Source organism: Streptomyces sp. NPDC002817 (assembly GCF_053592055.1).
Genome location: NZ_JBSFUY010000025.1, coordinates 22,522 through 48,545, shown reverse-complemented (window position 1 = coordinate 48,545; position 26,024 = coordinate 22,522). Strand labels below are relative to the sequence as shown.

Annotated in this window: 22 protein-coding genes; 8 read left to right on the top strand and 14 right to left on the bottom strand. The window is 71.0% G+C overall.

Features of this window, described 5'->3' with window-relative positions; all coding sequences use genetic code 11:
- Nucleotides 1-173 precede the first annotated feature (173 nt).
- The 3 genes from typA to ACWD3I_RS34805 form a co-directional block, all read right to left on the bottom strand.
- Nucleotides 174-2,081, bottom strand: coding sequence for a translational GTPase TypA (gene typA / locus ACWD3I_RS34815; RefSeq protein ID WP_365409398.1), 1,908 nt, complete (start codon nt 2,079-2,081; stop codon nt 174-176).
- Between the two features lie 134 nt (nt 2,082-2,215).
- Complete coding sequence (locus tag ACWD3I_RS34810) at nt 2,216-2,572, bottom strand: hypothetical protein (protein ID WP_365409396.1); 357 nt, start codon at nt 2,570-2,572, stop codon at nt 2,216-2,218.
- A gap of 209 nt (nt 2,573-2,781) precedes the next feature.
- The gene (locus tag ACWD3I_RS34805; protein ID WP_365409392.1) at nt 2,782-4,974 is read right to left on the bottom strand and encodes an ABC transporter family substrate-binding protein; all 2,193 of its coding nucleotides are present in this window, start codon (nt 4,972-4,974) and stop codon (nt 2,782-2,784) included.
- A gap of 283 nt (nt 4,975-5,257) precedes the next feature.
- Here ACWD3I_RS34805 and ACWD3I_RS34800 point away from each other — a divergent pair, with 283 nt between their 5' ends.
- Genes ACWD3I_RS34800 through ACWD3I_RS34785 form a run of 4 tightly spaced genes read left to right on the top strand, consistent with a single transcriptional unit; the run spans nt 5,258 to nt 9,099 of the window.
- Nucleotides 5,258-5,548, top strand: coding sequence for a hypothetical protein (locus tag ACWD3I_RS34800; protein WP_365409389.1), 291 nt, complete (start codon nt 5,258-5,260; stop codon nt 5,546-5,548).
- Nucleotides 5,549-5,567: 19 nt separating this feature from the next.
- The gene (locus ACWD3I_RS34795) at nt 5,568-6,389 is read left to right on the top strand and encodes a hypothetical protein (protein WP_365409386.1); all 822 of its coding nucleotides are present in this window, start codon (nt 5,568-5,570) and stop codon (nt 6,387-6,389) included.
- Nucleotides 6,389-8,332, top strand: coding sequence for a fumarate reductase/succinate dehydrogenase flavoprotein subunit (locus ACWD3I_RS34790; protein ID WP_365409383.1), 1,944 nt, complete (start codon nt 6,389-6,391; stop codon nt 8,330-8,332). Before ACWD3I_RS34795 ends, ACWD3I_RS34790 begins: the two co-directional genes overlap by 1 nt.
- Nucleotides 8,329-9,099, top strand: a complete 771-nt coding sequence (locus ACWD3I_RS34785) for a succinate dehydrogenase/fumarate reductase iron-sulfur subunit (RefSeq protein WP_365409380.1) — start codon at nt 8,329-8,331, stop codon at nt 9,097-9,099. The genes ACWD3I_RS34790 and ACWD3I_RS34785 overlap by 4 nt, the downstream gene beginning before the upstream one ends.
- Here the strand turns inward: ACWD3I_RS34785 and ACWD3I_RS34780 are convergent.
- Genes ACWD3I_RS34780 through ACWD3I_RS34770 form a run of 3 tightly spaced genes read right to left on the bottom strand, consistent with a single transcriptional unit; the run spans nt 9,080 to nt 11,549 of the window.
- Nucleotides 9,080-9,400 (bottom strand): hypothetical protein, encoded by a 321-nt coding sequence (locus ACWD3I_RS34780; protein WP_365409377.1) that lies wholly within the window; start codon nt 9,398-9,400, stop codon nt 9,080-9,082. The two genes, ACWD3I_RS34785 and ACWD3I_RS34780, sit on opposite strands and share 20 nt — an antisense overlap.
- 4 nt (nt 9,401-9,404) lie before the next feature.
- Nucleotides 9,405-10,394, bottom strand: coding sequence for a phosphotransferase family protein (locus tag ACWD3I_RS34775; RefSeq protein ID WP_365409374.1), 990 nt, complete (start codon nt 10,392-10,394; stop codon nt 9,405-9,407).
- A 45-nt stretch (nt 10,395-10,439) separates the two neighbouring features.
- Nucleotides 10,440-11,549 carry a glycoside hydrolase family 18 protein gene (locus ACWD3I_RS34770; RefSeq protein WP_365409372.1) on the bottom strand — a complete coding sequence of 370 codons (1,110 nt, stop codon included), beginning with the start codon at nt 11,547-11,549 and terminating at the stop codon, nt 10,440-10,442.
- Nucleotides 11,550-11,642: 93 nt separating this feature from the next.
- Between ACWD3I_RS34770 and ACWD3I_RS34765 the strand changes: the two genes are divergently transcribed.
- Complete coding sequence (locus ACWD3I_RS34765; protein WP_365409369.1) at nt 11,643-13,187, top strand: hypothetical protein; 1,545 nt, start codon at nt 11,643-11,645, stop codon at nt 13,185-13,187.
- 15 nt (nt 13,188-13,202) lie between these two features.
- Here the strand turns inward: ACWD3I_RS34765 and ACWD3I_RS34760 are convergent, their stop codons facing one another.
- The 6 genes from ACWD3I_RS34760 to ACWD3I_RS34735 form a co-directional block, all read right to left on the bottom strand.
- Nucleotides 13,203-15,878, bottom strand: coding sequence for a SpoIIE family protein phosphatase (locus ACWD3I_RS34760; RefSeq protein WP_365409366.1), 2,676 nt, complete (start codon nt 15,876-15,878; stop codon nt 13,203-13,205).
- A gap of 261 nt (nt 15,879-16,139) precedes the next feature.
- Nucleotides 16,140-16,577, bottom strand: a complete 438-nt coding sequence (locus ACWD3I_RS34755) for an ATP-binding protein (protein WP_365409363.1) — start codon at nt 16,575-16,577, stop codon at nt 16,140-16,142.
- Between the two features lie 192 nt (nt 16,578-16,769).
- A complete protein-coding gene (locus ACWD3I_RS34750; RefSeq protein ID WP_365409360.1) occupies nt 16,770-17,165 on the bottom strand; it encodes a (deoxy)nucleoside triphosphate pyrophosphohydrolase in 396 nt (131 codons plus the stop codon).
- A 30-nt stretch (nt 17,166-17,195) separates the two neighbouring features.
- Complete coding sequence (locus ACWD3I_RS34745; RefSeq protein ID WP_266822457.1) at nt 17,196-17,390, bottom strand: SPOR domain-containing protein; 195 nt, start codon at nt 17,388-17,390, stop codon at nt 17,196-17,198.
- A gap of 309 nt (nt 17,391-17,699) precedes the next feature.
- The gene (locus ACWD3I_RS34740; protein ID WP_266888494.1) at nt 17,700-18,452 is read right to left on the bottom strand and encodes a GntR family transcriptional regulator; all 753 of its coding nucleotides are present in this window, start codon (nt 18,450-18,452) and stop codon (nt 17,700-17,702) included.
- A gap of 147 nt (nt 18,453-18,599) precedes the next feature.
- A complete protein-coding gene (locus ACWD3I_RS34735; protein ID WP_365409356.1) occupies nt 18,600-19,754 on the bottom strand; it encodes a DUF4190 domain-containing protein in 1,155 nt (384 codons plus the stop codon).
- Nucleotides 19,755-19,844: 90 nt separating this feature from the next.
- Here ACWD3I_RS34735 and ACWD3I_RS34730 point away from each other — a divergent pair, with 90 nt between their 5' ends.
- Nucleotides 19,845-21,059 carry a serpin family protein gene (locus ACWD3I_RS34730; protein WP_365409353.1) on the top strand — a complete coding sequence of 405 codons (1,215 nt, stop codon included), beginning with the start codon at nt 19,845-19,847 and terminating at the stop codon, nt 21,057-21,059.
- The gene (locus ACWD3I_RS34725; RefSeq protein ID WP_365409350.1) at nt 21,059-22,213 is read left to right on the top strand and encodes a serpin family protein; all 1,155 of its coding nucleotides are present in this window, start codon (nt 21,059-21,061) and stop codon (nt 22,211-22,213) included. Before ACWD3I_RS34730 ends, ACWD3I_RS34725 begins: the two co-directional genes overlap by 1 nt.
- Nucleotides 22,214-22,234: 21 nt before the next feature.
- Here the strand turns inward: ACWD3I_RS34725 and ACWD3I_RS34720 are convergent, their stop codons facing one another.
- Entirely contained in the window at nt 22,235-23,791 is a 1,557-nt protein-coding gene (locus tag ACWD3I_RS34720; protein WP_365409347.1) for a S8 family peptidase, read from the bottom strand.
- Nucleotides 23,792-23,928: 137 nt separating this feature from the next.
- On the opposite strand from ACWD3I_RS34720, the gene ACWD3I_RS34715 reads away from it, so the two are divergent.
- The gene (locus ACWD3I_RS34715; protein ID WP_365409344.1) at nt 23,929-25,035 is read left to right on the top strand and encodes a pyridoxal-phosphate dependent enzyme; all 1,107 of its coding nucleotides are present in this window, start codon (nt 23,929-23,931) and stop codon (nt 25,033-25,035) included.
- Nucleotides 25,036-25,144: 109 nt separating this feature from the next.
- On the opposite strand, the gene ACWD3I_RS34710 is transcribed toward ACWD3I_RS34715, so the two are convergent.
- The gene (locus ACWD3I_RS34710; RefSeq protein ID WP_365409341.1) at nt 25,145-25,975 is read right to left on the bottom strand and encodes an oxidoreductase; all 831 of its coding nucleotides are present in this window, start codon (nt 25,973-25,975) and stop codon (nt 25,145-25,147) included.
- Nucleotides 25,976-26,024 lie beyond the last annotated feature (49 nt).

Here is a 26,024-nt window from a genome sequence, read left to right as displayed (position 1 = left end):
AAATTTGGACAAACCGTCTGGCGGGATAAGGCCGCGAAACGGACGTGTTACATGTGTATCGGGCGTGGATCTCCGCATTACGGACATCGCCCACAGGAACCCGACTGAAAATGAGTTGCAAAAAGCCCGGGCACCCTCAAGATGAGGGCACCCGGGCTTCAAGCGACCGATTGTCAGCCGTGCTTGGCGCGGCTCGCGGTACGGGCGCGGTCACGCTGGTCGAGCACGACCTTGCGGATGCGAACCGCCTCCGGGGTCACCTCGACGCACTCGTCGTCACGGCAGAACTCCAGCGACTGCTCGAGCGACAGCTTGCGCGGCGGCACGATCGCCTCGAACGAGTCGGCCGCGGCCGAACGCATGTTGGTGAGCTTCTTCTCCTTGGTGATGTTCACGTCCATGTCGTCGGCGCGGGAGTTCTCGCCGACGATCATGCCCTCGTACACCTCGGTGCCGGGGTCGGTGAACAGCACGCCGCGCTCCTGGAGGTTCGTCATCGCAAAGGCGGTGACGGCGCCCGCGCGGTCGGCGACCAGCGAACCGTTGTTACGGGTCGTCAGGACGCCGAACCACGGCTCGTGGCCCTCGTGGATGGAGTGGGCGATGCCCGTGCCGCGCGTGCCGGTCAGGAACTCGGTCCGGAAGCCGATGAGGCCGCGGGAGGGGACGACGAACTCCAGGCGGACCCAGCCCGAACCATGGTTGGACATGTTGTCCATCCGGCCCTTGCGGACGCCCATGAGCTGCGTGACCGCGCCCATGTGCTCCTCGGGGACGTCGATCGTCATGCGCTCGACCGGCTCGTGGACCTTGCCGTCGATCTCCTGGGTGACCACCTGAGGCTTGCCGATGGTCAGCTCGAAGCCCTCACGGCGCATCTGCTCGACCAGGATGGCCAGCGCCAGCTCGCCGCGGCCCTGCACCTCCCAGGCGTCGGGACGCTCGGTGTCCAGCACGCGGAGCGAGACGTTACCGACCAGCTCGCGGTCCAGGCGGTCCTTGACCTGACGGGCGGTGACCTTGCGGTCCTTGACCGCGGCCTTGGCCGAGGCGCCCTTGCCGGTGCCGCCGCGGCCGACCAGCGGTGAGGTGTTCGTACCGATGGTCATGGAGATCGCCGGCTCGTCGACCGTGATCAGCGGGAGCGCGATCGGGTTCTCGGGGTCGGCGAGGGTCTCACCGATCATGATGTCCGGGATACCGGCCACGGCACAGATGTCACCGGGGCCGGCCATCTCGGCCGGCTTGCGGGTGAGCGCCTCGGTCATCAGCAGCTCGGTGATGCGCACGTTGGACATCGTGCCGTCGCGCTTGATCCACGTGACGGTCTGGCCCTTGCGCAGCTCGCCCTGCTCGACGCGCAGCAGCGCGATACGGCCGAGGAAGTTGTCGGCGTCCAGGTTGGTGACGTGCGCCTGGAGCGGGGCCTCGGTGTCGAACTGCGGGGCCGGGACGTGCGAGAGGATCGTGGAGAAGAACGGCTCCAGGCTGTCGCTGTCCTGCGGAACCGTGCCGTCCTCCGGCTTGGTCAGCGAGGCGACACCGTCACGCGCACACGCGTAGACGATCGGGAACTCGATCTGGTCCTCGTCGGCCTCCAGGTCCAGGAAGAGGTCGTAGGTCTCGTTGACGACCTCGTCGATCCGGGAGTCCGACCTGTCGGTCTTGTTGATGCACAGGATGACGGGCAGACGCTGCTGGAGCGCCTTGCGCAGCACGAAGCGGGTCTGCGGCAGCGGGCCCTCGGAGGCGTCCACCAGCAGCACGACGGCGTCGACCATCGACAGGCCGCGCTCCACCTCGCCGCCGAAGTCGGCGTGACCGGGGGTGTCGATGATGTTGATGGTGATGACGTCCCCCCCGTCCTTGGGGTGGTACTTCACCGCCGTGTTCTTGGCGAGGATCGTGATGCCCTTCTCACGCTCCAGGTCGTTCGAGTCCATCATGCGGTCGTCGAGCGACTCCGCAGCGTGCGCGGCGAAGGCACCGGCCTGCTTGAGCATGGCATCGACCAGAGTCGTCTTGCCGTGGTCGACGTGGGCGACGATGGCGACATTGCGGATGTCGTGGCGCGTGGCCATATTGCGGCGTACTCCCGGAGTCTTAGGAAGGGGCGTCGCGTACGTCTGGTGTTACGCGGACCCTGCCGGGCTGTACATGCCACGGCCTCACCCCATGGTACGTGGCGTTGACGGGGACGGCCTCCGCAGGGGACTCAGGCCTCCCCGACGGCACGGGATCCGGCCGGGCAGCTCCGCACCGCGGCCTCGTGCGCGGCGGTGTCCTCACGGGGGTCGTCGGCGCACGAGAGGAAGCCGATGCCGGCGGTGTCCCGGCTGCGTACGTGCCCTTTGACCGGCTCGCCGCCGTCGCAGGTGTACGTGAAGTCGGCGTCGACCATTTTGAGGGCGTCCCAGGAGTAGTACGTGCCCTTCGTGAGTTCCGTCTCCACGTCGTAGTAGGTGCCGTACCGGGTGTCCTCGTTGTCGGAGGGGTCGGCGAGCGGCTCCTCGACCTTCAGGTGCCTGCCCAGCGCGAGGATCACCGCCCCGGTGTTCGTACCGTCCGGCACGGGGCTCACCGTGGGCCGGTACATCAGGGTGTCGTAGGACCTGAGCCTGGCCTTCTAGGACGCCGTCCTCTTCTTGATCACGACGGGGTCGGCCAGCCGGGTCAGCTTCTCCGTACGCATCCCCGTCGTCCCTCTCCCCGGCCGTACGACGGCCGCCACCCCGCTCGTCGCGGGGTGGCGGCCGATCGTGTGCTGAAGGGAATGATCTCCTACTTCGCCGTGGGGCTCGCCGCCGGCTTCGCGCCCTTCCTCAGGAAGCCCATGTCCTCGTAGACCGGAGTCCCGAAGCCGAAGGCCCCCGCGTTCACCACGTTCTTCCTCACGGCCGTCAGCTGGGGCCGCTGGTACAGCGGGATGGATCCGGCCGCCGCCCAGATGCGGGAGTCGGCCTTGCGGATCAGGCCCCGGCTCTCGCGCTCGTCCAGCGTCGCCACCGCCTGGTCGAAGAGCTGGTCCACCTGGTCGGTGCCGACCCGCGTGTAGTTCTGCTCGACGTTCAGGGAGCCGTCGGCCGCCGGCACCGGCTTGGCGTAGATCGGGCGGCCGTCGGTGGCGGGGAAGGCGGAGGCGGGCCAGGAGTACAGCGCGAGGTCGTACTGGCCCGACGCAATGTGGTCCTTGAAGTAGCTCTCGTCCTCGACCTTGGAGATCTCGGTGCGGATACCGACCTTCCGCAGCATCGCCGAGACCCGGTCGGCCACCGTACCCAGGGTCTGCGAGCCCGGACCCGACGGCAGCACGAAGCGGAGCGTGAGCGGCTTGCCGTCCTTGGCCAGCGCGCCCGCCGCGGTGCCCGCCGGCGCGGCGGTGCCCCGCGGGGCGTACGCACCCGGCGCCCCGCCCTGCTTCAGCTTGTTCGCGTACTGCTTGCCGTCCTGCGCGAGGTGCTTGGGGTCCTTCTTCTTCTCCCGGTCGGCCTCACCGCGCGCCTTGTCGTCCTCGCCGACGATGTACGTGTCGTCGTCGCCGTCCTCCGACTTCTCCCCGGCCTTCTCGCCCTCGGCGCCGGCCGCCTTCTCCCCCTTCTTCTTCTCCGCCTTGAGCGGACCGCCCCGCACCCATCCGGCGTCCGTGAGCAGGGCCTGCGCCTCCGCGGTGTCCTGGCCGCCGAGCGCGCCGCTGTTGTCGGCGTACGCGGCCTGGCCGGAGAGCGCGAGGTGGCTGCCGACCGGTTCGGCGGGCAGGCCGAGCGGCGTGAGGACCACCGAGGCGAGGGCCTCCCGGTCCAGGGCACGGGCCACGGCACGGCGCACCCGCTCGTCGGCGAGGGGGCCGTCGGCGCCGTTGAGGGCGAGCTGGGTGTAGGCGGGCTCCAGGGAGCGGCGGACCTCGAACCCGCGCAGCGCCTGCTGCTGACGGGCGTACGTCGCGACCGCCGTCCGCTGCTTCTCGCGGGCGCTGATCTCGTCGTCGGCGGCCTCCTCGTCGGAGCCGTTGGCGACGGCCCAGGAGCGCAGCGAGTCGGCGGCGCTGAGGTCGCTGCCGGGGCCCATCAGCGGGGTGCTGCTCGCGCCGCGCTTGGGACCGGCGGCGACGGTGATCCGCTTGACGGACTCCGGGTCGATCTCGGCCAGGTCGAGCCTGCCTGCGGCCAGCGCGGCGGCGCGCTCTTCGCGCGGCACGGCCCGCAGCACGATCTCGTCCAGCTTGGCGGGGTGGCCCCACCAGCGCGGGTTGCGGTCGAGGGTGACCTGGTCGTCCTTGCGGTCGACCTCCTTGAGCCGGTACGGCCCTGCGGTGACCTTGAGCTTCTTGCGCGCCCCGTCGTTGAAGGAGTCCGGGGTGCCCATGACGTCCTTCGGGTACAGCGGCGAGAACAGCGACTTCCAGTCGGCGTACGGCCGCTCGAAGGTGACCTTGACCTCCAGGTCGTTCTTCCCGCGCTCGATCCTCTCGATGCGGTCGTAGCCGGCGTTGCGGGCCGTCCAGTACGCGGTGTCCTTGCCGGACAGGGCACGCCACTGCGCGGCGAAGTCGGCGGCACCGATCTCCCGGCCGTCGCTCCACACCGCCTGCTGGTTGAGCTTGTACAGCACGACCTGCTTGGGCTCGGTCTCGACGACCTCGGCCTTCTCCAGGTAGTCGGGGCTGACCTGCGGACGCCCGTTGGCGTCGAGCCGGTACATCGAGGGCAGGACGGCCTGGGCGACACGGGTGGTGGTGCCGTCGGCGTCCGCCTGGAACGTGTTCAACGTCTCCGGCACCGAGTCCACGGCCCAACTCAGACTGCCGCCGTCGGCGACCATCGCCCGGGCGACGGGCGCGACGTCCGGCTCGGCGAGCGGTTTGCCGGCCGGATCCTTCGCACTGCAGCCGGCGAGCGCGGGCACGGCCAGCGCACCCGCGGTGAGGAAGGCGACCGAGCGCATGACCGCGCGCAGGCCGACGCCGTCGTGGGACATGCCACATACCTCCGGGGGTGCACCGCCGGTTTGGATCACGTTTGGCGGTATATGGAGTTGATCAGATGTATGCGGCCACTGAAGAGGAAAGGGTTCGGCAGGGGGCGGCGACACGGCGAAGGCGGCGCCGAAGCCCACCCATGCGGCGCAATCCAGGGCGTACTGGGGGCGCGCACGGAGGCTCACGATCCGCCAATCCGTGCACGTCCCTTCACATCGGCAGGTGTGACGCGCAACACTCGCAGGCGCACATGAACGTTGCCGCCCTAAGTGAGGTCACGTCATGGCCCTGCACGATGAACTGGCATCGGCCCAGCGCTGTCTCGACGAGCTGCTCCGGTATGTGAAACGCCTGGAACAGCAGTTGGGCAGCGGTGGTATCGAGATGCGCCGCGTCCGCATGGACGCCGACCGTCTCCGAGAGAGCCTCGTACTGCTGAAGGACGCCGACCCGGCGCTCGCGAAAGCCAAGCGTCCCGATCTGGTCTCCATCCCCGACACCCCGTACGACAACACCCTCTGGACGGACTCGGACGACGAGGGACTCGGCGCCCGCGACCGCCACGCCCCCTGAACCCGACCGGAGTCATGCGTTGGCCACTGGTACGGAACCCCATCTGAACAGCGGCGGTGTACGAACGGGTACACGCGCCGCGATCGACGCCCCGCATCTGCGGACCGACCGCTGGTGGCTGGCCCCCGCCGCCACCACCGCCGGGCTGCTCGCGTTCATCGTCTACTCGACGTGGCGGGCCTTCGCCGACACGGACTACTACGCGGCGCCGTATGTGTCGCCGTTCTACTCGCCCTGTCTGGCCGAGCGATGCGAGCCGATGCGCAACGGCCCCAACTGGGAGATCTTCGGCGGCTGGTGGGGCATCTCCCCCGCCGTCATCATCCTGATCTTCCCGCTCGGCTTCCGCCTGACCTGCTACTACTACCGCAAGGCCTACTACCGCGGCTTCTGGGCGTCCCCACCGGCCTGTGCGGTGGCCGAACCGCACAAGAAGTACTCCGGTGAGACCCGTTTCCCGCTGATCCTCCAGAACCTCCACCGGTACTTCTTCTACGCCGCGATCGCCGTCGCCGGGATCCTCACCTACGACACCGTGCTCGCCTTCCGCGACGAGCACTACGCATGGGGCCACATGGGCCTCGGCACCCTGGTGTTCCTGGTCAACATCGCTCTGATCTGGGCGTACACCCTCTCCTGCCACTCCTGCCGGCACATCGTCGGCGGCAAGCTCAAGCACTTCTCCAAACACCCCGTGCGCTACCGGGCCTGGCAGTTCATCGGAAAACTGAATGCCCGTCACATGGCCCTGGCCTGGGCGTCATTGGTGAGTGTGGCCGTCGCCGACTTCTACGTGTTCCTGGTCGCCTCAGGCGCTTTCGATGATCCGAGGTTCTTCTGATGTCCGTGGTCGATCGCCAGGAGTGGGACGTCGTCGTGGTCGGTGCGGGGGGCGCGGGCCTCCGCGCCGCCATCGAGGCACGCGAGCGGGGCGCCCGTACGGCCGTCATCTGCAAGTCCCTCTTCGGCAAGGCGCACACCGTCATGGCCGAGGGCGGCATCGCGGCGGCGATGGCCAACGCCAACGAGCACGACAGCTGGCAGGTCCACTTCCGCGACACCATGCGCGGCGGCAAGTTCCTCAACCAGTGGCGGATGGCCGAACTGCACGCGCAGGAGGCCCCGGACCGGGTGTGGGAGCTGGAGACCTGGGGTGCCCTGTTCGACCGCACCAAGGACGGCCGGATATCCCAGCGCAACTTCGGCGGCCACGAGTACCCGCGCCTCGCCCACGTCGGCGACCGCACGGGGCTCGAACTCATCCGGACCCTCCAGCAGAAGATCGTCTCGCTGCAGCAGCAGGACAAGAAGGAGACCGGCGACTACGAGTCCCGTCTGAAGGTCTTCCAGGAGTGCACGGTCACCCGCGTCCTCAAGGACGGGAACCGGGTCTCCGGGGTCTTCGCCTACGAGCGGGAATCCGGCCGCTTCTTCGTCCTGGAAGCCCCGTCCGTGGTCATCGCGACGGGCGGTATCGGCAAGTCCTTCAAGGTGACGTCGAACTCGTGGGAGTACACCGGCGACGGCCACGCGCTGGCGCTGCTGGCGGGCGCGCCCCTGCTGAACATGGAGTTCGTGCAGTTCCACCCGACGGGCATGGTCTGGCCGCCGTCGGTGAAGGGCATCCTCGTCACGGAATCCGTCCGCGGGGACGGCGGCGTGCTGCGCAACTCCGAGGGCAAGCGGTTCATGTTCGACTACGTCCCGGACGTCTTCAAGGAGAAGTACGCCGAGTCGGAGGCCGAGGGCGACCGCTGGTACGAGGACCCGGACAACAACCGGCGTCCCCCCGAACTCCTCCCCCGCGACGAGGTCGCCAGGGCCATCAACTCCGAGGTGAAGGCGGGCCGCGGCTCCCCGCACGGCGGGGTCTTCCTGGACGTGTCGACGCGGATGCCCGCCGAGGTCATCAAGCGCCGGCTGCCGTCCATGTACCACCAGTTCAAGGAGCTGGCGGACGTCGACATCACCGCGGAGGCGATGGAGGTCGGGCCCACCTGTCACTACGTGATGGGCGGCATCGCGGTCGAGTCCGACACGGCCGCCGCACGCGGGGTGCCGGGGCTGTACGCGGCCGGCGAGGTCGCGGGCGGCATGCACGGCTCGAACCGGCTCGGCGGCAACTCCCTGTCCGATCTGCTGGTGTTCGGCCGCAGGGCGGGCCTGCACGCGTCCGAGTACGCGGCGGCCCAGGCGTTCGAACGCCCCGCGGTGCATGAGATCCAGATCGACGCGGCGGCCGCGGAGGCGCTGCGCCCCTACTCGGCGGAGTACCCGGAGACGGGCGCGCAGGACGCGCGTCCGCCGGAGAACCCGTACACCCTCCACCAGGAGCTCCAGCAGGCCATGAACGACCTCGTCGGCATCATCCGCCGCGAGCCCGAGATGAAGCAGGCCCTGGAGAAGCTGGCCGAGTTGCGGGTACGGGCCCGGCGGGCCGGCGTCGAGGGCCACCGCCAGTTCAACCCCGGCTGGCATCTCGCCCTGGACCTCAGGAACATGCTGCTGGTCAGCGAGTGCGTGGCGCGGGCCGCGCTGGAGCGCACGGAGTCGCGCGGCGGGCACACCCGCGAGGACCATCCGACGATGGACCGCAAGTGGCGCCGTCTCAACCTGCTGTGCCAACTCACCGATCCCACCGGCGGACTGGCAGCCACCGACCCGGTCCGCGGCCAGATCGAGCTCACCCGTGAGACCACCGACCCCATCCGTTCCGACCTGCTCGCCCTCTTCGACAAGGAGGAGCTGGTCAAGTACCTCGCCGAAGAGGAGCTGTACGAGTGAGCAGCTACAAGGCCCGCTTCAAGGTGTGGCGCGGCGATGTGAAGGGCGGCGGCCTGGAGGACTTCGCGGTCGAGGTCAACGACGGCGAAGTGGTCCTGGACATCATCCACCGCCTCCAGGCCACCCAGGCCCCCGACCTCGCCGTGCGCTGGAACTGCAAGGCGGGCAAGTGCGGTTCGTGTTCGGCGGAGATCAACGGCCGGCCGCGGCTGCTGTGCATGACCCGGATGTCGGTCTTCACCCGGGAGGAGACGATCACCGTCACTCCCCTGCGTGCCTTCCCGATCGTCCGCGACCTGGTCACGGACGTCGGCTTCAACTACGAGAAGGCACGCGAGGTCCCGGCCTTCGTACCGCCGGCGGACCTGGGTCCCGGCGAGTACCGGATGATGCAGGAGGACGTGGACCGCTCGCAGGAGTTCCGCAAGTGCATCGAGTGCTTCCTGTGCCAGGACACCTGCCATGTGGTCCGTGACCACGAGGAGAACAAACCGGCGTTCGCCGGCCCCCGCTTCCTGATGCGGGTCGCCGAGCTGGACATGCATCCGCTGGACGCGGCGGACGAGAGCGGCCTGGACCGCAAGAAGACGGCCCAGGACGAACACGGTCTCGGCTACTGCAACATCACCAAGTGCTGCACGGAGGTCTGCCCCGAGGGCATCAAGATCACGGACAATGCGCTGATCCCGCTGAAGGAGCGGGCGGTGGACCGCAAGTACGACCCGCTGGTGTGGCTGGGATCGAAGATCAGGAGGAGGTCCTCGTAGCTCCGGCGCCCGCCGGGAACTGGGCCCGGCGCTGCACGTACAGGCCGAGCATGGCCACGGCCGCGCCGGCCAGCGCGAACGGGAAGAAGCCGGGGTGGTGCGAGGCGTCGAGCGGGCCCAGGAAGAGGAACGCGCCCGTCCCGGCCTGGTTCAGCAGCGTGCCGTAACCCCACACCCTGGGCCGGAGTATCTTGGCGCTCCCCCGGCCCGGGAGAAGCCAGCCCTTGGTGACGGCGGCCGTACCGATGGCCAGGCCGACCGTGATCACCACGGCGCCCACGATCCCCAGCACCTCGTTCATACGATCATGCTTCCACGAGCTCCAGCACACGCAAGAGATTTGACTCAGCGATTGCCCGCATCGGGCCGGGCCTTGGGAAATCCCCGTCGAGGAGCCGCAGCGGTCCGGCCACCAGGCTGAGGTGCATCGCCAGGCGGTAGAGCGCGAGGCGGTCCTCGTCCAGCCCTGGGACGCGCAGGACGTCGTAGCGCGGCCCGAAGCGGATCCGCAGGAAGACGTGCTCCCACTCCGCGTCGAAGTACATCAGGCCTTCGATGTCGATGAGGGCGGGACGGCCGTCGGCGTCCAGCAGGACGTGGTCGGGGCCGAGTTCACCGTGGATCAGGGTGTGGCGGGCGCGCGGGCGGACGGCGGCGGCCAACTCCTCGACCCTGGCCGCCAGTCGGTCCGCCACGGCGGCGATCCGGGCGTCTCGTGGGGCGGTGGCGGCGATGTCGCGCAGCGCGCCCTCGGTGATCCGCCGCTCGCAGGAACTCGCTTCCGAGTTACCGCCGTTGTCGACGACCACGACCTTCCCGAAGTCCGGGCCCTCGTGCGCGTGCAGGAGCGCGAGCTCGCCGGCCAGCCGCTCCAGGGAGGCGCGGGCCGCGGTCGGGTCCCTCTCCAGGGCCTCCTCCAGGCTGCCGCCCGTGAGGTCCTCCATGATCGCCACGTCCGCGGGGACGTGGGTGTGCGTGGCGTCGGCGTGCAGGAGACGGGGCGTGCGGACGCCGGCCGCGACGAGGCGGTCGTGGGCGGCCGTGAACACGTCGAGACTCGAGCCCGCCGAGAAGGGGTCGCGCAGGTCGGAGGGGCCGGAGTCCCAGTAGTCCTCGTCGGCCGACCAGACGTAGGCGACCGCCGTGCTCCCGTCGTCGAGGGCGAGCCGGTAGACGCCCTTCTTGGAGCCGCCGCGCAGCCGGGTCACGGCGGCCAGGGTGCGGTGGGGGCCCAGGGCGGTGTGGGCGAGCGGTGCGAGGTCGTCGCGCGTGAGGAACTTCCGGGTGGCGGTCACCGGCAGATCGTCGCAGCCGTGTGTGGTGGACCGCCTCCGTTTTTCTCAGCGCACCCAGCCCTCCCTGTACGCCGCCCAGTCCGCCTCCGTCGCCGCGAAGTCGACGTACAGCGCCACGCCGAAGTTGGCCCGGTCCGCATCCGTGCGGGACAGACCGAGCCGCACTCCCCTGACCGCGGCCGGGACCGTCTCGGCGGCGGCGCGGTGGCCGAGCTTGTTCTCGTGGAAGAACGGCAGACCCATGAGCAGGTCCGTCGAGGGCGGGGTCACCTCCAGGGCGAGCGAGGTCTGCTGGGCGACGTAACCGCCGTACAGGCTCTCCAGGGGCATCGCGGTGTCGTACGACATCACGGCGATCTGGTCGACGCGGCGCGCGACCTGGCCGAAGTACTCCTGCGACCACCACTTGGGATGCCCGGTGAGGGCGCCCGCGACCGAGTGCAGCGCCGGGAGCGGGTCGATCTGGTGGGCGGCGACGGAGAGAGGGACACCGCGGTCGCGGGTGACCGCGCGGAGGGAGTCGAGGAGGGTGAGGTAGTCCTGGTCGCCGGAGTGGAGGGGCTCCAGGTCGAAGTGGACACCGTCGAAGCCGGTGGCGAGGATCTCGCGGGTGGAGCGCACCACGGCGTCGCGGGTCGCCCCGCGGTCGAGGTGCAGACCGTCGGGGGTCTCGTTCGCGAGCTTGTCGCCGAGCCAGGCCTGGACACGGATGCCCGGGGCCGCGCCGTGCAGGGTGCTGATGAGCCGGCGCGCTCCGGGATACGACGACTTCGGCAGCGTTCCGTCGTGTTCCAGGGGGCCCGAGTGGACGTAGAGGTCGCGGATGCCGGTCGTCCTCAGGCGCTCGGCGAGTACGGTGACGTCCTTGTCGGTCTTGCGGCCGTCCACCCAGGCGTGGCCGAGCCAGATCGCGTCGCGGTTGCGGGTGCAGGTGCCGTCCGCGAGGTCGCCGGTGTAGTTGAGGCGTAGCGCCATGGCCGCGGCGAGGGTGGGGAGCAGAAGGGTCAGTGCCGAGGCGAGGGCGATGCGCTTGAGCCATCGTTTCCAGCCCGCAGCGCCCTTGCCGCTCCCGTCGTCGGGTGCGGGTGGCTCCTGCGAGGGTTCCTCGGCGGCGACCGTGGGTCCTTCCTCGTCCCCGGTCCCTGTCTCGCTCATCCCCGCGTCCCCTCGCTCCCGCCCCTGCCCCGCCGCTCCACCCCTGCCGCACCCCGGTCGCGCCACGGCATTCCTGCTCATACGCTCCGAAATGTGACGTCATCCTTGTTCCGGGGCCGGCCGCGGCGCGCGACCTCGCACATATCCGTGCGGGTGGCGCACACCCTGCTGGGCGGGCTCGCCGGGGTGGTGTGGCTGGTGTTGCCGGGAATGACGTTCGACGACGGTGCCGCGGTTGCAGCGCCCCGGGCGGGGACCGCGCAGCAGGTTCAGGCCCAGGAGGACGGAGCCTCGGCCGCCGACCTCGTCCTCCCCCTCCTCGTGGTGGGCGCCGCGGGCGCGGTCGCGGGATACACCTACGTACGGCGTACGCGGCGGGCCCGGACCCGCACCACTCCCGGCGGCACCCTCGTCGCCCCATGGACACCGTCCGCCGGTGAACTCGACGCACAGGCGCAGGCGCTGCTCGTCACGGCCGACGACTGCGTCCGCACCAGCCGTGCGGAACTCGGCTTCGTCGAGGCACGGTTCGGGAAAAGTGCCGTGGCGCCCCTCTCGGCGGCCCTGCGGGACGCGGAGGGCGAGCTGAGGGCCGCCTTCCGGATGCGGCAGCAGTACGACGACGGTGTACCGGAGGAACCCGCGGCCCGGCGGCACGCGCTCGCCGGAGTCGTCGGACGGTGCGAGGAGGCCGGGCGGCGGCTGGACGCGGAGGCGGCCGGGTTCGACCAGCTGCGGGCGCTGGAGAAGGGCCCGGGCGAGGCCCTGGAGATCGCCGAGGGCCGCTTCCGGGCGCTGGCCGGGCGCACCGGGACCGTCGAGGCGCTCCTCGCCGACTGGCAGGAGCGATACGCCCCCTCGGCGACCGCCCCCGTCACCGGCCACACCGAACAGGCCAAGGACCGCCTGGTGTTCGCCACCCTCCGCCTCAACCAGTCCCGCCAGTGCGCCGACCGCGCGGAGACCGAGAGGGCCGCTCTCCATCTCTGCGCCGCCGAGGGCGCGATCGCCCAGGCCGCAGTCTTCCTGGACGGCGTCGAACGGCTCGGCGCGGCGCTGACGAACGCCGACGCCCTGGTGCCGGCGGCACTGACCGGCGCGGAGGCGGAACTCGCGAGGGCACGGGAAGAGCCGGCCGACGTGCCCGCCAGTGAGCTGTGGGCCCGGATCCTGCATGCCGACGGCGCCCTGGCCGTCGTACGGGACGAGCGGACCACCGGACCGTACGACCCCCTCGGCGCCCTGCGCCGGATCGTGCGGTCGGCCGGACCGCTGACGACGGAGCCGACGGCCGGGGTGCTGGGAGCGGCCGCCCTGCTGGTCGGCCGGACCGCGATAGCCGCCGCGGACGATGTCGTCACGACCCACCGGGGCGCGGTGGGCGCGGTGGCCCGCACCCGGCTGGCGGAGGCGGCCCGGCTGCTCACCGAGGACCCGACAGCCGCGGCCGAGTACGCCGGGGAGGCCCGCGACCTGGCCGAACAGGACGTACGGGTACACGGCAACCCGGCGACCGAGCACGAGAGCGGTGTGGCGGGGGCGATCCTGGGCGGGGTACTGCTGGACGCCGAAACGCCCACGACCTTCGGCGGCCCACGCACCCGCACACGCGGGATGGGCGCGACCGCGCCCTCCTAGGGGCGCGGGGAACCCTCAGAACAAGCTGAGCAAGGCCTCCGCGGGATCCGCCAGCCCCGTCTCCCCGTCCGGCAACGGCAGCTCGAACCACACCGTCTTGCCCCGAGGCGTCCGGCGCGACCCCCACGCCGCGCTCAGCAGCCCGACCAGCTGCAACCCGCGCCCGCCTTCGTCCGTGTCACGCGCCCGCCGCCGCCGCGGCTGCACCAATCCGGAGTCCCACACCTCGCACACCAGGGTCCGGTCCAGCAACAACCGCAACCTGATCTCACCCTCGCCGTACCGCAGGGCGTTCGTCACCAGCTCACTGACCAGCAGCTCCGTCGTGTCGACCAGCGGCTCCAGATCCCACGCCAGCAACCGTGCACGGGCGTACTCCCGCGCCCGCCCCACACTCCGCGGCTCCCGCGGCAGCGTCCAGTCGCCCACGGAGTCCTCGGGCAGGCCCTGGACACGTGCCATCAACAGGGCGATGTCGTCCTCGCCGTGGTGGCTGTCGAGGGTGTTGAGGACGTGGTCGCAGACATCCTCCAGCGGCTGGGTGGGATCCGTCAGCGCGCCCACGAAGGCCTGGAGCCCCTCGTCGAGGGGGTGATCGCGGCTTTCGACCAGTCCATCCGTGTAGAGCGCCAACAGCGCGCCTTCGGGGAGTTCGACCTCCACCTCCTCGAAGGGCTCGCCCCCGACGCCGAGCGGCATGCCCGGCGGCACGTCGAGCATGAGGGCCGCCTCGCCGGGCTCCACGAGGACCGGCGGCAGATGACCGGCGTTGGCGAAGGTGCAGCGGCGGGTCACGGAGTCGTAGACCGCGTAGACGCAGGTCGCCAGGTACACCTCGGACAGGTCGGCCTCACGGGGCCGGCGGGCCGCGCGGGTGGCCTGCTGGACACCGCCCGGCGCACCGAGACCGCGCGCGATCTCGTCCAACGCGCTCAGCACTTCGGCCGGTTCGAGGTCCAGCAACGCCAGCGTCCGTACGGCGGAGCGCAGTTCACCCATCGCCACCGCCGCCCGCAGCCCGCGGCCCATCACGTCACCGACCACCAACGCCGTACGGTGCCCAGGCAGTTCGATGACGTCGAACCAGTCGCCGCCGACCTCGCTGGGCCGATCGGAGGAGGAGTTGCCCGGCAGATAGCGACACGCGATGTCGAGACCGGAGGCGACCGGGTCGCCCGGGGGCAGCAGGGACCGCTGAAGTATCAACGCCCGCTCGTGCTCACGCCGGTACAGCCGCGCGTTGTCGATACAGACCGCCGCCCGCGCCGCCAGCTCCACCGCCAGATCGCGGTCCCGGTCCCCGAACGGCTCGCTGCCCTTCGTACGGGCGAACTGCGCCAGTCCTACGACGGTGTCGTGGGCGACCATCGGCACGGCGAGCGTGGACTGCACCAGGCCGCCCTCCTCGGCCGGGATGAACAGCGGGCGGGCGGTGCGCAGGGCGTCCGCGCTGGGCGAGTTGAAGGGGAAGTGGTGGACGGCGCCGACCGAGACGGGCGGGCCCGAGCTGATGAAAGGGGTGTCGGAGACGGCGCTGGCGAAGGCGACGCGGCGGAGTTCCGCGCTGCCGTCGGCGAGGCCCGGCGGGGTCTCGTCGCCCGCCAGGAGGCCTTGGTAGAGGTCGACCGTGGCCAGGTCGCAGAAGCCGGGGACGACGACGTCCAGGAGTTCGCGGGCCGTGGTCTCCAGGTCGAGGGAGTTGCCTATCCGGGCGCCGGCCTCGTTCAGAAGGGCGAGATTGCGCCGCGCCGCGGCCGCTTCCCGGGCTGCCGCGCGACGGGCCGTGATGTCGGTCGCGAGCCAGGCGATGCCGATGGGGCGGCCGGAGCCGCTGCGCACACGGTAGAGGTTGACCGACCAGTGGCGGCGCTCGTCGGAGCCGGGCAGAAAGCCGGTGACGTGCATGTCCGTGATGGATTCGCCGGTCTCCAGGACGCGGCGCAGGGTGGCCGCCACCCGCTCGGCCTCGGGGCGGGGCAGATAGTCGCTGACCCCCTTGCCACGGTGGTCGTCCGGGGTGCCGCCGAAGAGAGAGGCGAAGCGATGGTTGGCGCGCCGGACCCTGAGATCGGGGTCGATCAGCAGAAAGCCGAACGGAGATTGACCGAAAATCGACTGCGAGGCGGCAAGGTCGGTCTCGATCCGACGCAGGGTGCGGACGTCCACGACGATACAGACGGCGGCGCGCTCACCCTCCGCGGTCTGGGTCGGCATGACGTAGACCTCCGCCAGCCCCTCCTCGCCCGCCTCCCGGTCGGCCGACTCCGGCACCCGGAAGGGGACCACCCCGGTCCACTCGCGGCCGTCGAGGATCTCGGCCATCTTGCGCTGACCGACCTCGCGCTGGTCGGCGTCTATGAACGCCTCGATGGGGTCCATGCCGACGGCCCGGTCGGCGGGGATCCCGAAGAGCTGCTCGGCGCGCAGACTCCACTGGTCCACGAGGCCGTCGGGGCCGATGGAGAAGGACGCGACCTTGATGTAGTCGTAGATGGAGCCGGGCGGACTGCTCTGCCACATCGCGCCGCCGAGGGGGGCGCCAGCGGTCCCGCCGGGTTCACCGGTGGATTCCAGGCCTGTTCCGCCCATGGCACCACGCGTCACGTCGGCCGCGGTGTCACCCGCGGCCACCGACCTCGCGCCGTCCGACGGGTCCTCGGACTCCGTGGCCTTCGCTGGTATCTCGCTCACGCGAACCGTCCCCTCCAGCTCACCGCGTCCGGCACCGGTCACCGGCAGCGGCTGCCCGCAGTATCCAGCACTACGGCGCCGCACAACACGGTGTTCACGATCACAGCACGGTCCCAGCGTTTTTTGGACCGCACCGCGACAACACTTCCAGTCTTCTAACCAGCCAACACACTGTCGAATCACGTACTCCGGCAACCGTCAGTGGCCTGAACCAGTCACTGGACAGCGCGAACGGGGTCGTACAGCCCGGTCGCCCCCGGTTCATTCCGGGACCGCGAGCTCGAACCACACCGTCTTGCCCGCCTCACCTGGCCTGGTGCCCCAGCGGCGCGAGGAGTGGGCGACCAGTTGCAGACCCCGGCCGCTCTCGTCCTCGAGGTCGGCGACCCGCTCCCGCGGCGGGTCCGGGAGCGGGTCGGAGACCTCGACGAGCAGGACGCCACCGAGGCCGGTGGGGCGGACGAGGCGGACGCCGATGGGGCCGGTGGCGTGTCGCAGCGCGTTGGTCACCAGCTCGCTGACCAGCAGGGTCGTGATGTCGGCCACGCTGTCGAGGTTCCAGTCGCGCAGTCGGCCGCGGACGGCGATGCGGGCGGCGCGTACGGCGCCGGGGTCCGCGGGAAACGTCCAGTCGGCGCAGTCGCCTTCGGTGTCGATCACGCCGATCACTTCCCGGGCCACGCCCATGTCCGGTTTCATGGGGTTAATGGGCACATACCCGATATCCGGGGCGTGGTACCGCGCGGGACGGCGCGTTGTGGTGCGAACGGCGTAGCAAGGGGCGCCTACGAGGCTGGGGGGTGCCTGTCGTCCGGCGGCCGCGGGTGCGTTGCGGCTTGTCGCGCCCCGCGGCGGAGCCGCTGATGTCACAGCCCCGCGCCCCTTGGGCGACTACAGGTGCCCCGCGATCTTCCGGACCGCCTCCACGTCCTGGTCGAGCCACGGCACGTCCCACAGTTCGGCCCCCGTCAGCCAACGCAGACCGTCGTGGTCCTGAAGGGGCTTGGGTTGCGGTGAACCCGGGAGCAGGTGAGCCGTCCAGACCTGGAGGACATAGGGCGGCCTCAAGGGCCACTCACCCGGGACTCGCTCCCCCACTTCCGCCTCTACGCCCAGTTCCTCCCGGAGCTCGCGCGCCAGCGCCGCCTCGGGGGTCTCGCCCGGTTCGACCTTGCCGCCGGGGAGTTCCCAGCGGCCGGCCAGTTCGGGGGGTGCGCTGCGGCGGGCGGCGAGGAGGTGGTCGGCGTCGAGCAGGGCCGCGCCCACCACCACGATCGGTTCCGTCATGTGCCGGAGCCTACGGGAGGCGTCGACCGGTCAGTTCGCCGTCGCGCTGCTGCCGTTCTGACCGATGCGTTCGACCCAGTACAGCTGCTTGTGGCCGCGACTGTCGAGGCTGTCCGCGATCTTCTGCGCCTCTGCCCGGGTGGCGTAGCGGCCCACGCGGTAGCGATTGCCATTGTCGTCCTGCCGTATGACGAGCCAGGGAAGAGTGATCGTGCCGTCGTTCATCCCGCCCCACCGCCCCTTCCCACTCGCGGTTCTCGCCGTGCCCCGCCCGCTAAGGAAACCGCAATCCGCATATGCCCGAGCCTACGCCTAACCTTTACGCAGCGAACACGGATTCTCACAAAGAGGTACGCAACCAGCCAGAACGCAGGGGGCGTGCGGCGTCGAACGCGCCGTGCGCCCACATGAATGCATCCGGTCAGAGCGGTGTGCGCATGCCCGGGGCCACCTGCGAGAACGGCCAGATTCCAACGCCGCTCGCATGGGCCCCGGTTGGACGGGTACTGGTGGCAACTGCCGTAGCGGCGTGCGCTACTTCACCGGAAGGTGGTAGGCGACCCGGTAGCGGTCCGCCGGGATGACCACGTCGGCCGTCTCCACGGGGCGGCCGGAGGCGTAGAACGTGCGGTGGACGACCACGACGACATGGCCGGGGACGCCGCCCAGCGCGAGGAGTTCCTCGGCGAGACCGGGGCGGGCACCGACCTCCTCGGTGACGTTGTCCACGATCACGTCGATGGCGGCCATGCGCTCGACGACGCCCATGCCGCCCAGCGGGCCCTCCTCGGGCAGCATCACGGGGGTGCGGCCGGTGACGGCGAGGGGTTCCCAGGAGGTGGAGAGCATCATCGGCTCGCCGTTGTCCCGGTAGACGTACTTGGTGCACATCACGCGGTCGCCCGGCCGGATGCCGAGCCGCTCGGCGACGGCGACGCTCGCCTCGGCCTGCGCGCTGCGGGACTCCCAGGTGCCGCGTGTCTCGCCGTCGGCCTGCTCCTGCCGGAAGGGCGTGGCCCCGCCGTCCGGACGGAAACCGGAGCGGGCCACCCGGCGGGGCACCGGGCGCTCGCGCACATACGTCCCGGAGCCGGAGCGGCCCTCGACCAGCCCCTCGGCCATCAGCACCTTGCGCGCCTCCAGCGCGACGGTGTCCGAGACGCCGTACTCCTCGCGGATTCTCGCCTGGGAGGGCAGTCGGGTGTGCGGTGGCAGCGAACCGTCGGCGATCTTCTTGCGGAGATCGCCCGCGACGCGCAGATACGCCGGCTGCTCACCGAATGTCACTGGCCGCTCCCATCAGGTTGTACAGACAGCAACAGCGTGGCAACCGTGGGTTCCGCCACGCAAGCAAAGGCCAGAGAATCACTCGATGTAGTGACATGTGCCTGCGTCGGGCTTTACGCAGGCACTTTCTCCCCGCTATAGCGGTGATCACACATCGAGTTCCCCGGCGCCCCCGCCGCCGCTCCCGCTGTCGTAGTCCTCGTCGTACGACGGCACCGTGGTGGCCAGGCCCAGAGCTTCGCGGGCGGTGACGGTGGACTTGCCGTCGACGAAGTCGTAGCCGGCGTCGTAGTGCTCGTAGTACGTGTCGACGTCCCCCGCGTCCGCCGCCTTCGCCCACTCCTTGCGGGCGTCCCTCATGTCCTTCACGAAGTCGGCGACGGGCCGCGCGGCCTCGGCGGACCAGGAGCGGCCGCCCAGCGCCTCGGACTGCTCGCCGAGCGCGGTGTCGACGTCGGCCGCCCACTCCGTGTTCGCCGGGAGGTCGTCCTCGGCGTAGTCCTCGGGCTCCTCGTAGAGCACCGTGTCCAGGGCGTTGGCCGCCTTCAGGAAGGCCAGCTGGTCGGCGTCGAGGGTCGTCTCGTCGTTGCGCAGCGAGCCGGTCAGGCTCTTGTCCTCGTCGACGTTGCCGAACAGACAGGTGATCTCGCGGTCCCCGAAGGCCCAGCTGTCCTCGGACGGCACCAGGTAGTAGACGTCCACGTCCTCCGGTACGGCCCAGGCGTCCATGGCGTACGTCTCCTGGAGCGCGTAGCACTTGTCGTCGGCGGTGTCCTCGATCGCGCTGTCGCCCGGGAAGTCGCCGCCGGGGAGCTTGACGACGGCGAACACCTCACCCTGGTGCGCCTGTGCGCAGGGCACCTCGTCGACGTCGTAGGTCTCGCCCGTCAGGGCATCGGTGCCCGAGTCGAAGCAGTCGCCCTTCTTGAGCGAGTAGGCGCTGCCCTCGCCGCTCGCGGCGTCCTTGAAGCCGTCCCAGACGTCGGCGGCGGCGCCGGTGGTGAGCGACACGGTCCACAGGACGAGGCCCACCGAGGACAGCACGGAACCCGCGATCGCCATGCCCTTGCCGCGCTCGCCCCTCTTCCTGATCTGGCTCAGCGCGATCAGCCCCAGGACCAGCCCGACGGCCGGCAGGAAGCAGAGGATGCCGAGGACCAGGGCGGCGATGGCGAGGCCGTTGACGGGCACGGGCTGCGCGTATCCGCCGTAGCCGTAGCCCCAGGGGCCGGGCGGGGCGTAGGGGCCCGGCGGGTACGGCCCTTGGGGCTGGTGGGGGCCGGGAGGCGGGGGTATGGACACGGGTACCGTGCTCCTGGTTCGGGCTGGGGGTTCTCGGGAGAACTCACGTGCGACTGGGCGCATCGTAAGCGCGGGGTGAGTGGGGGCGGAATGGCGGTCACGAATGCGACGATCCGGGCGGTCAACGACCTGACCGCGCGGTGGGCGGGGGCCTCGCAGGGCGGGACGGTCTTCTCGGCTGCGGGCGTGTGGCCGTTGCTGGCGTTCCTGGCGGACGGGGCGGGCGGTGCGGCGCGGAGTGAGCTTGCGGAGGCCGTGGGGATGCCCGCGGAGGAAGCGGCGGGCGCGGCGCGGGAGTTGCTGGCCGCCATGGGACGGATGCGGGGGCTGGACTCGGCGCTCGGGCTGTGGACCAAGCGGACGCTGGGGCTGAGGGAGCGGTGGGAGGCGGGGCTGCCGCTGGAGGCGCACGGGGTGTTGACGGGCGATGTGGGCGTCGACAAGGGGGCGCTGGATGCCTGGGCGGTCAAGCGGACGGGCGGGCTGATCGAAGAGATGCCCGTGCAGGTGGCCGAGGACACCGAGATGGTGCTGGCGAGTGCGCTGGCGTTGCGGACGGAGTGGCTGCGGCCCTTCTGGGACTGGCCCCTTTGGCCGGAGACGGGACCGTGGCAGGGCCGGAAGCTGGCCGGGTTGCACCGGAGCAGCGAGCTGCTGGACCGGGTCGGGGTGGCCGCCACGCCCGACGGTCATGTCACCGAGCTGAAGGTGCTGGGGGACAACGCCATCGACGTGCATCTGCTGCTCGGTGAGGAGCGGATGACGCCCGGGCAGGTGCTGGGGGCCGGGGTGGACATCCTGGCGCGGAGGTGTGCGGTCGTGTCCGGGCCCCAGCTCCCGTACGGGGAGGTGGGGCCGGGCCTCGTGGTCGAGAGGGTCCGCAGCGCGACGCCCGACCCTCCGATCCTCGACGTGACCACCGTCGCGTTCGACATGAGCGCGAAGCATGACCTGCTGATGCTCCACCGCCTGTTCGGTCTCACCGCGGCGAGGGACGCGAGCCGGGGGCACTTCCCCGACATCAGCGCCTCACCGCTGGCCATCGGCTCGGCCCGGCAGTCCGCGATGGCGAAGTTCACGGCCCTGGGCTTCCGTGCCGCCGCCGTGACGGCCATCGGTGCCGTCGGCGCCGGCGTACCCCGGCTCCGCTGGGTGACCACCAGGATCGACGCCACCTTCGACCGTCCCTTCGGCTTCCTCGCCGTGCACCGCCACTCGCGGCTCGTGCTCGCGTCGGGGTGGGTCACGGATCCGACGGAGTACCCCGAAGACCCCGAGTACGGCGAGGACGACGAGGACTTCTGATGATCGGCGCGGTGAACGGGCTGACGGCCCGCTGGGCAGCCACCGTCGAGGGCGGGACCGTCTTCTCGGCGGCCGGGGTATGGCCCCTGCTCGCCTTCCTGGCGGACGGGGCGACAGGCGCGGCGCGGGAGGAGCTGGCGGAGGCTCTCGGCGTCCCGGCCGAGCAAGCGGGCGCGGCGGCACGGGAGTTGCTGGCGACCATGGCCGGCATCGACGGCCTGGACTCCGCGCTCGGGCTGTGGACCAAGCGGTTCGTGGAGCTCCGGGAGGAGTGGGCGGCGGAGCTGCCGGCCGAGGCGCACGGCGTGCTCACCGGTGAACTCGACGCCGACCAGGAGTCCCTGGACGCCTGGGCCGCCAAGCGCACGGGCGGGGCGATCGAGCGGATGTCGGTGACGCTGGAGCCGGACTCCTCGCTGGTGCTGGCCACCGCGCTGGCCCTGCGGACGGACTGGGAGGTGCCGTTCACCGGCACCCTCGTGCCCTGGCGGGGTCAGGAACGTGCCGGGCTCAGCCGCACCGTCCCGGATCCGGACACCGTGACAGTGGCGCGGACGTCGGCCGGAGCGGTGACCGAGGCGAGGGTGCAGGGTGTCGACGGCATCGACGTCCATCTGCTGCTCGGGGACGAGGGGTTGGGGCCGAGGCAAGTGCTGGGCGTCGGGGTGGACATCCTGTCGGGTGCGGCGTCGACCGTACCCGGTGGCCGACTGCCGATCGGCGAGGCCGGTCCCGGCCTCAGGGTGGAGAGAATCCGAACCAAGCAGCCCGAGCCGCCAAGTCTCACGCTCGACACCGTCGAGTTCACGCTCGACGCGCACCACGACCTGCTCGCACGCCCCGAGCTGTTCGGCCTGACCACCGCGGCCGACAGCGGGCCCGGACACTTCGCCGGCATCAGCCCGGACCCGCTCGCACTCGCCGCCGGACGGCAGTCGGCCACGGCTACCTTCAGCGCGGTGGGGTTCCGGGCCGCCGCCGTGACCGCGATGGACATGGCATGGATGAGCTGGGATCCCGAGCCGTACGAGTCCAAGCGGGCCCACGCCGTCTTCGACCGCCCCTTCGGCTTCCTCGCCGTCCACCGCGGCACACGGCTCGTCCTCGCGGCGGGCTGGGTCACCGACCCGAAGCCCTCCGCGAGGACGACCTGAAACCGACGGACCGTTGACGTACTAGAACTGCAGCGCCCAGGCGTCGATCCGCCCGGTGTCCAGCGCCGCGTTGTCACTGACCCTCAGCCGCCACGTGCCGGCCGCGACCTCGGAGGAGGCGTTCACGGAGTACGTGGTGTCGATGTTGTCCGCGCTGCCGCCGGTGCCGTACGCCTTGAGGGTGTACGCCGTGCCGTCGGGGGCGATCAGCTGGATCTGGAGGTCGCCGATGTACGTGTGGACGATGTGCACCTCGACGGGCAGGGCCGAGGGCGCGTTGCCCGTGACGCCGGAGACGGTCACCGGGGACTCGGCGGTGGAGTTGTCGGCGATCGCGTAGTCCGCGGTGTTCTCGAAGCGCGGCCCTGGCGGGGTGACGGTGCCTCCGGGGACGTTCAGGAGCCGGTTGGGCGAGCCGGTGCCGGGGCTGGTGACGACGCCGGTGGAGGCGAGGCTCACCAGACCGGAGGAGACCTGCGTGGGCGTCGCCGACGGGTTGGCCGCCAGGTACAGCGCCGCCGCGCCGGCCACGTGCGGGGTCGCCATCGACGTACCGGAGATGGTGTTCGTGGCGGAGTCGCTGGTGTTCCACGTCGAGGTGATGGACGAGCCGGGGGCGAACAGGTCGAGGACCGTGCCGTAGTTGGAGTAGCTCGCCTTCGCGTCGGTCGAGGTGGTGGCGCCGACCGTGATGGCCTCCGTCACGCGGGCGGGCGACCTGGTGGAGGCGTTGGTCGTCTCGTTGCCGGCCGCGACGGCGAAGGTGACGCCGGAGGCGATGGCGTTGCGGACCGCGGTGTCCAGGGCGGTGTCGGCGGTGCCGCCGAGGGACATGTTGGCGACGGCCGGCTTGACCGCGTTCTGGGCGACCCAGTCGATGCCGGCGACGACCTGGGCGGTGGTGCCGGAACCGGAGTTGTTCAGGACGCGGACGCCGACGATGCTCGCCTTCTTGGCGACGCCGTAGGCGGTTCCGGCGACCGTGCCGGCGACGTGGGTGCCGTGGCCGTTGCCGTCCTGGGCGGTGTTGTCGTTGTCGATGGCGTCGTAGCCGTAGCGGGCCCGGCCGCCGAAGTCGCTGTGGGAGATGCGGACACCCGTGTCGATGATGTACGCCGTGACACCCGCACCGGCCGAGTCCGGGTAGGTGTACGAGCTGTTCAGCGGGAGCGTCTTCTGGTCGATGCGGTCCAGGCCCCAGGACGGCGGGTTGGTCTGTGTCGCCGCGATGCCGAAGGTGCGGTTCTGGACCACGGAGGTGACGGCCGGGTCGGCGGCGAGACGTTTCGCCTCGGACGCGGAGGCCTCGATCGCATAGCCGTTGAGCGCCTTGGTGTAGGTGCGCTCGATGTCGGCGCCGTACTGCTCGGCCACCGCCTTGCCCTGGGCGGAGCCCGATTTGGTGCCCGCTTTCAGGGTCACGATGTAGCTGTCGGCCACGGCGTTCGCCGCGCCCTCGTACTGGACACGGCCTTCGGGAGCGGCCGTGGCCGGGAGGGCGGAGACGAGGCTCGCGGCGAGTGCGGCGGTCATCGCCGCGCCGAGCACCGCACATCTTCGGTGACGCATCGCTGCCATCTGAGGGATCCTCCTCGATCGCTGGTGCGCTGATATGTTCATGTCAATTTGCAGTGGGGTTGCTGTGCGCCCGCCGAAAGATTGATGCCTCCGCAGGAATTGCACAAGGGCCCTGAGGGCCCATCTACGCTGCGCACATGAGCCCACTGCCGGACTGCTACTGCCCCGTCGACGGCACCCGAGTCCCCGGCGGTTCGCTCGTCTGGTGCTGCCCGGTCTGCCGCGGCCCCCTCGACCTCGACTTCCACCCCACCCCGGCATCGCTCAAGTCCCTCACCGGACGGGCGAATTCCCTGTGGCGGTACGCCGAGACACTCCCGCTCGCGACCCCCTCGGTCTCCCTCGGCGAGGGCCGCACCCCGCTGGTCCCCCTGCGCGACGGCGTCTTCGCCAAGCTGGACTTCCTGATGCCGACGCTGTCCTTCAAGGACCGGGGCGCGGTGCTGCTCGCCGAGCTGGCGCTGCGCCTGGAGCCGAGCCGGGTGGTCGCGGACAGCAGCGGCAACGCGGGCACGGCCGTCGCCGCGTACTGCGCTCGGGCGCGGCTGCCCTGCACGGTGTATGTCCCCGAGGGCACGTCGGCGAAGAAGCTGGAGCAGATCGGGGCGCACGGGGCCCGCCTGGAAGTGGTCGCCGGTGACCGTGAGGCGGCCGCGGCGGCGGCGCGGGAGGCGGCGGACTCGGCGGGCACCTTCTACGCCTCCCATGTCTTCAACCCGTACTTCCTGCACGGCACGAAGACCTACGTCCATGAACTCTGGGAGGACCTCGGCGGCCGCCTCCCGGACGTCCTCGTCCTTCCCGTCGGCAACGGCACGCTGCTGCTGGGCGCCGCCCTGGCCGTCGCCGAGCTGCACGGCGCCGGGCTGATCGACCGCCGGCCCGCCCTGTACGCGGTCCAGGCGGCGGCGGTGGCTCCGCTCGCCCAGGCCTGGCAGGCGGGGGCGGAGGACCTCGTCGGTACGACCGCGGCGGCGCCGACTCTCGCCGAGGGCATCGCGATCCCCCGGCCGCCCCGGGCACGGCAGATCCTGCGGGCGGTGCGGGAGTCCGGGGGCACCTTCGTGACGGTGACCGAGGATCGGATCCGGCACGCCCAGCGGGACCTGGCGTCGATGGGGCTGTTCGTGGAGTCGACGGGGGTGGCGTGCTGGGCCGCCGTGCGGGAAGGGGAGCTCGGGGAGCGGAGCGGGGTGGTGCCGTTGTGCGGGGCGGGGTTGAAGTCGGGGTTGGCGCAGGTGTAGACGGGGTTGGCGGGGGCGACTGGTGGTCGTGCGTGCGTGGTTCGACATGGGCGGGCCGCAGCCCCGTTCACCGTGGCCCGGGCGGACGGGGCCCGAGGGGCACGGCCCGTCAGTCGTCGAAGCCCGTCGCCCGGGTGGTCTTCTCCCAGGCCGTGACGTCCTCGCGGACCCGGTCGAGGTGGCCCAGGACCGCGGTGACGCCGTCGTGGCCGAGCGGGAGGCGCAGGGGCGTGTGCTCTGCCTGGAGGGCGGCCAGGATCACCGCGGCCGCCTTGGCCGGGTCGCCGGGCTGGGAACCGTCACCGCCGGCGACGACACCACGGGTGTCTCTGACCTTGGCGTACACCCCGCTGTCCGCGCTCGCGCCGGCCCGTTCCGCCTCGAACAGCGAGGTCCGGAAGGCACCCGGCTCCACGATCAGCACCTTGATGCCGAACTCCGCGACCTCGTCCGCGAGCGCCTCGGACATGCCCTCCAGGGCGAACTTCGTCCCGCTGTAGGCGCCGAAGCCGGCGAAGGACATCTGCCCGCCCATGCTGCTCATCTGCACGATCGCCCCGGAGCGCCGCTCCCGCATCGACGGCAGCACGGCCCGCACGAGCGCCGCGGGTCCGAACACGTGCACGTCGAACAGCGCGCGCAGCTCGTCCTCCCCGGTCTCCTCGAAGGCGCCGACATGGGTGCGGCCCGCGTTGTTGACGAGGACGTCGATCCGCCCGTGCCGCGCCACCACGTCCCGTACCGCCGCCTCGGCGGCCGCCGTGTCGGCGACGTCCAGGCGCAGCGCCTCCACCTGGTCGGGGTGGGCGGCCACGAGGTCGTCCAGCGCCTCGGGCCGGCGGACGGCGCCGACGACGACGTCGCCGTCGGCGAGGGCCGCCTGGGCGATCGCCCGCCCGAATCCGCTGCTCGCCCCCGTGATCAGCCAGACCTTGTTCATCTCGATCCCCTTCTCCGAGTGACTCCGAGTGGCTCGTGAACCAGCCTGC

Bases quoted from the DNA above. Each gene is read 5' to 3' on its own strand.
- ACWD3I_RS34730 (WP_365409353.1), top strand. From the start codon at position 19,845: ATGGCGGTCACGAATGCGACGATCCGGGCGGTCAACGACCTGACCGCG.
- typA (WP_365409398.1), bottom strand. From the start codon at position 2,081: ATGGCCACGCGCCACGACATCCGCAATGTCGCCATCGTCGCCCACGTC.
- ACWD3I_RS34745 (WP_266822457.1), bottom strand. From the start codon at position 17,390: ATGAACGACGGCACGATCACTCTTCCCTGGCTCGTCATACGGCAGGAC.
- ACWD3I_RS34770 (WP_365409372.1), bottom strand. From the start codon at position 11,549: ATGAGCGAGACAGGGACCGGGGACGAGGAAGGACCCACGGTCGCCGCC.
- ACWD3I_RS34715 (WP_365409344.1), top strand. From the start codon at position 23,929: ATGAGCCCACTGCCGGACTGCTACTGCCCCGTCGACGGCACCCGAGTC.
- ACWD3I_RS34725 (WP_365409350.1), top strand. From the start codon at position 21,059: ATGATCGGCGCGGTGAACGGGCTGACGGCCCGCTGGGCAGCCACCGTC.
- ACWD3I_RS34720 (WP_365409347.1), bottom strand. From the start codon at position 23,791: ATGGCAGCGATGCGTCACCGAAGATGTGCGGTGCTCGGCGCGGCGATG.
- ACWD3I_RS34800 (WP_365409389.1), top strand. From the start codon at position 5,258: ATGGCCCTGCACGATGAACTGGCATCGGCCCAGCGCTGTCTCGACGAG.
- ACWD3I_RS34805 (WP_365409392.1), bottom strand. From the start codon at position 4,974: ATGTCCCACGACGGCGTCGGCCTGCGCGCGGTCATGCGCTCGGTCGCC.
- ACWD3I_RS34755 (WP_365409363.1), bottom strand. From the start codon at position 16,577: ATGAAACCGGACATGGGCGTGGCCCGGGAAGTGATCGGCGTGATCGAC.
- ACWD3I_RS34750 (WP_365409360.1), bottom strand. From the start codon at position 17,165: ATGACGGAACCGATCGTGGTGGTGGGCGCGGCCCTGCTCGACGCCGAC.
- ACWD3I_RS34710 (WP_365409341.1), bottom strand. From the start codon at position 25,975: ATGAACAAGGTCTGGCTGATCACGGGGGCGAGCAGCGGATTCGGGCGG.
- ACWD3I_RS34790 (WP_365409383.1), top strand. From the start codon at position 6,389: ATGTCCGTGGTCGATCGCCAGGAGTGGGACGTCGTCGTGGTCGGTGCG.
- ACWD3I_RS34780 (WP_365409377.1), bottom strand. From the start codon at position 9,400: ATGAACGAGGTGCTGGGGATCGTGGGCGCCGTGGTGATCACGGTCGGC.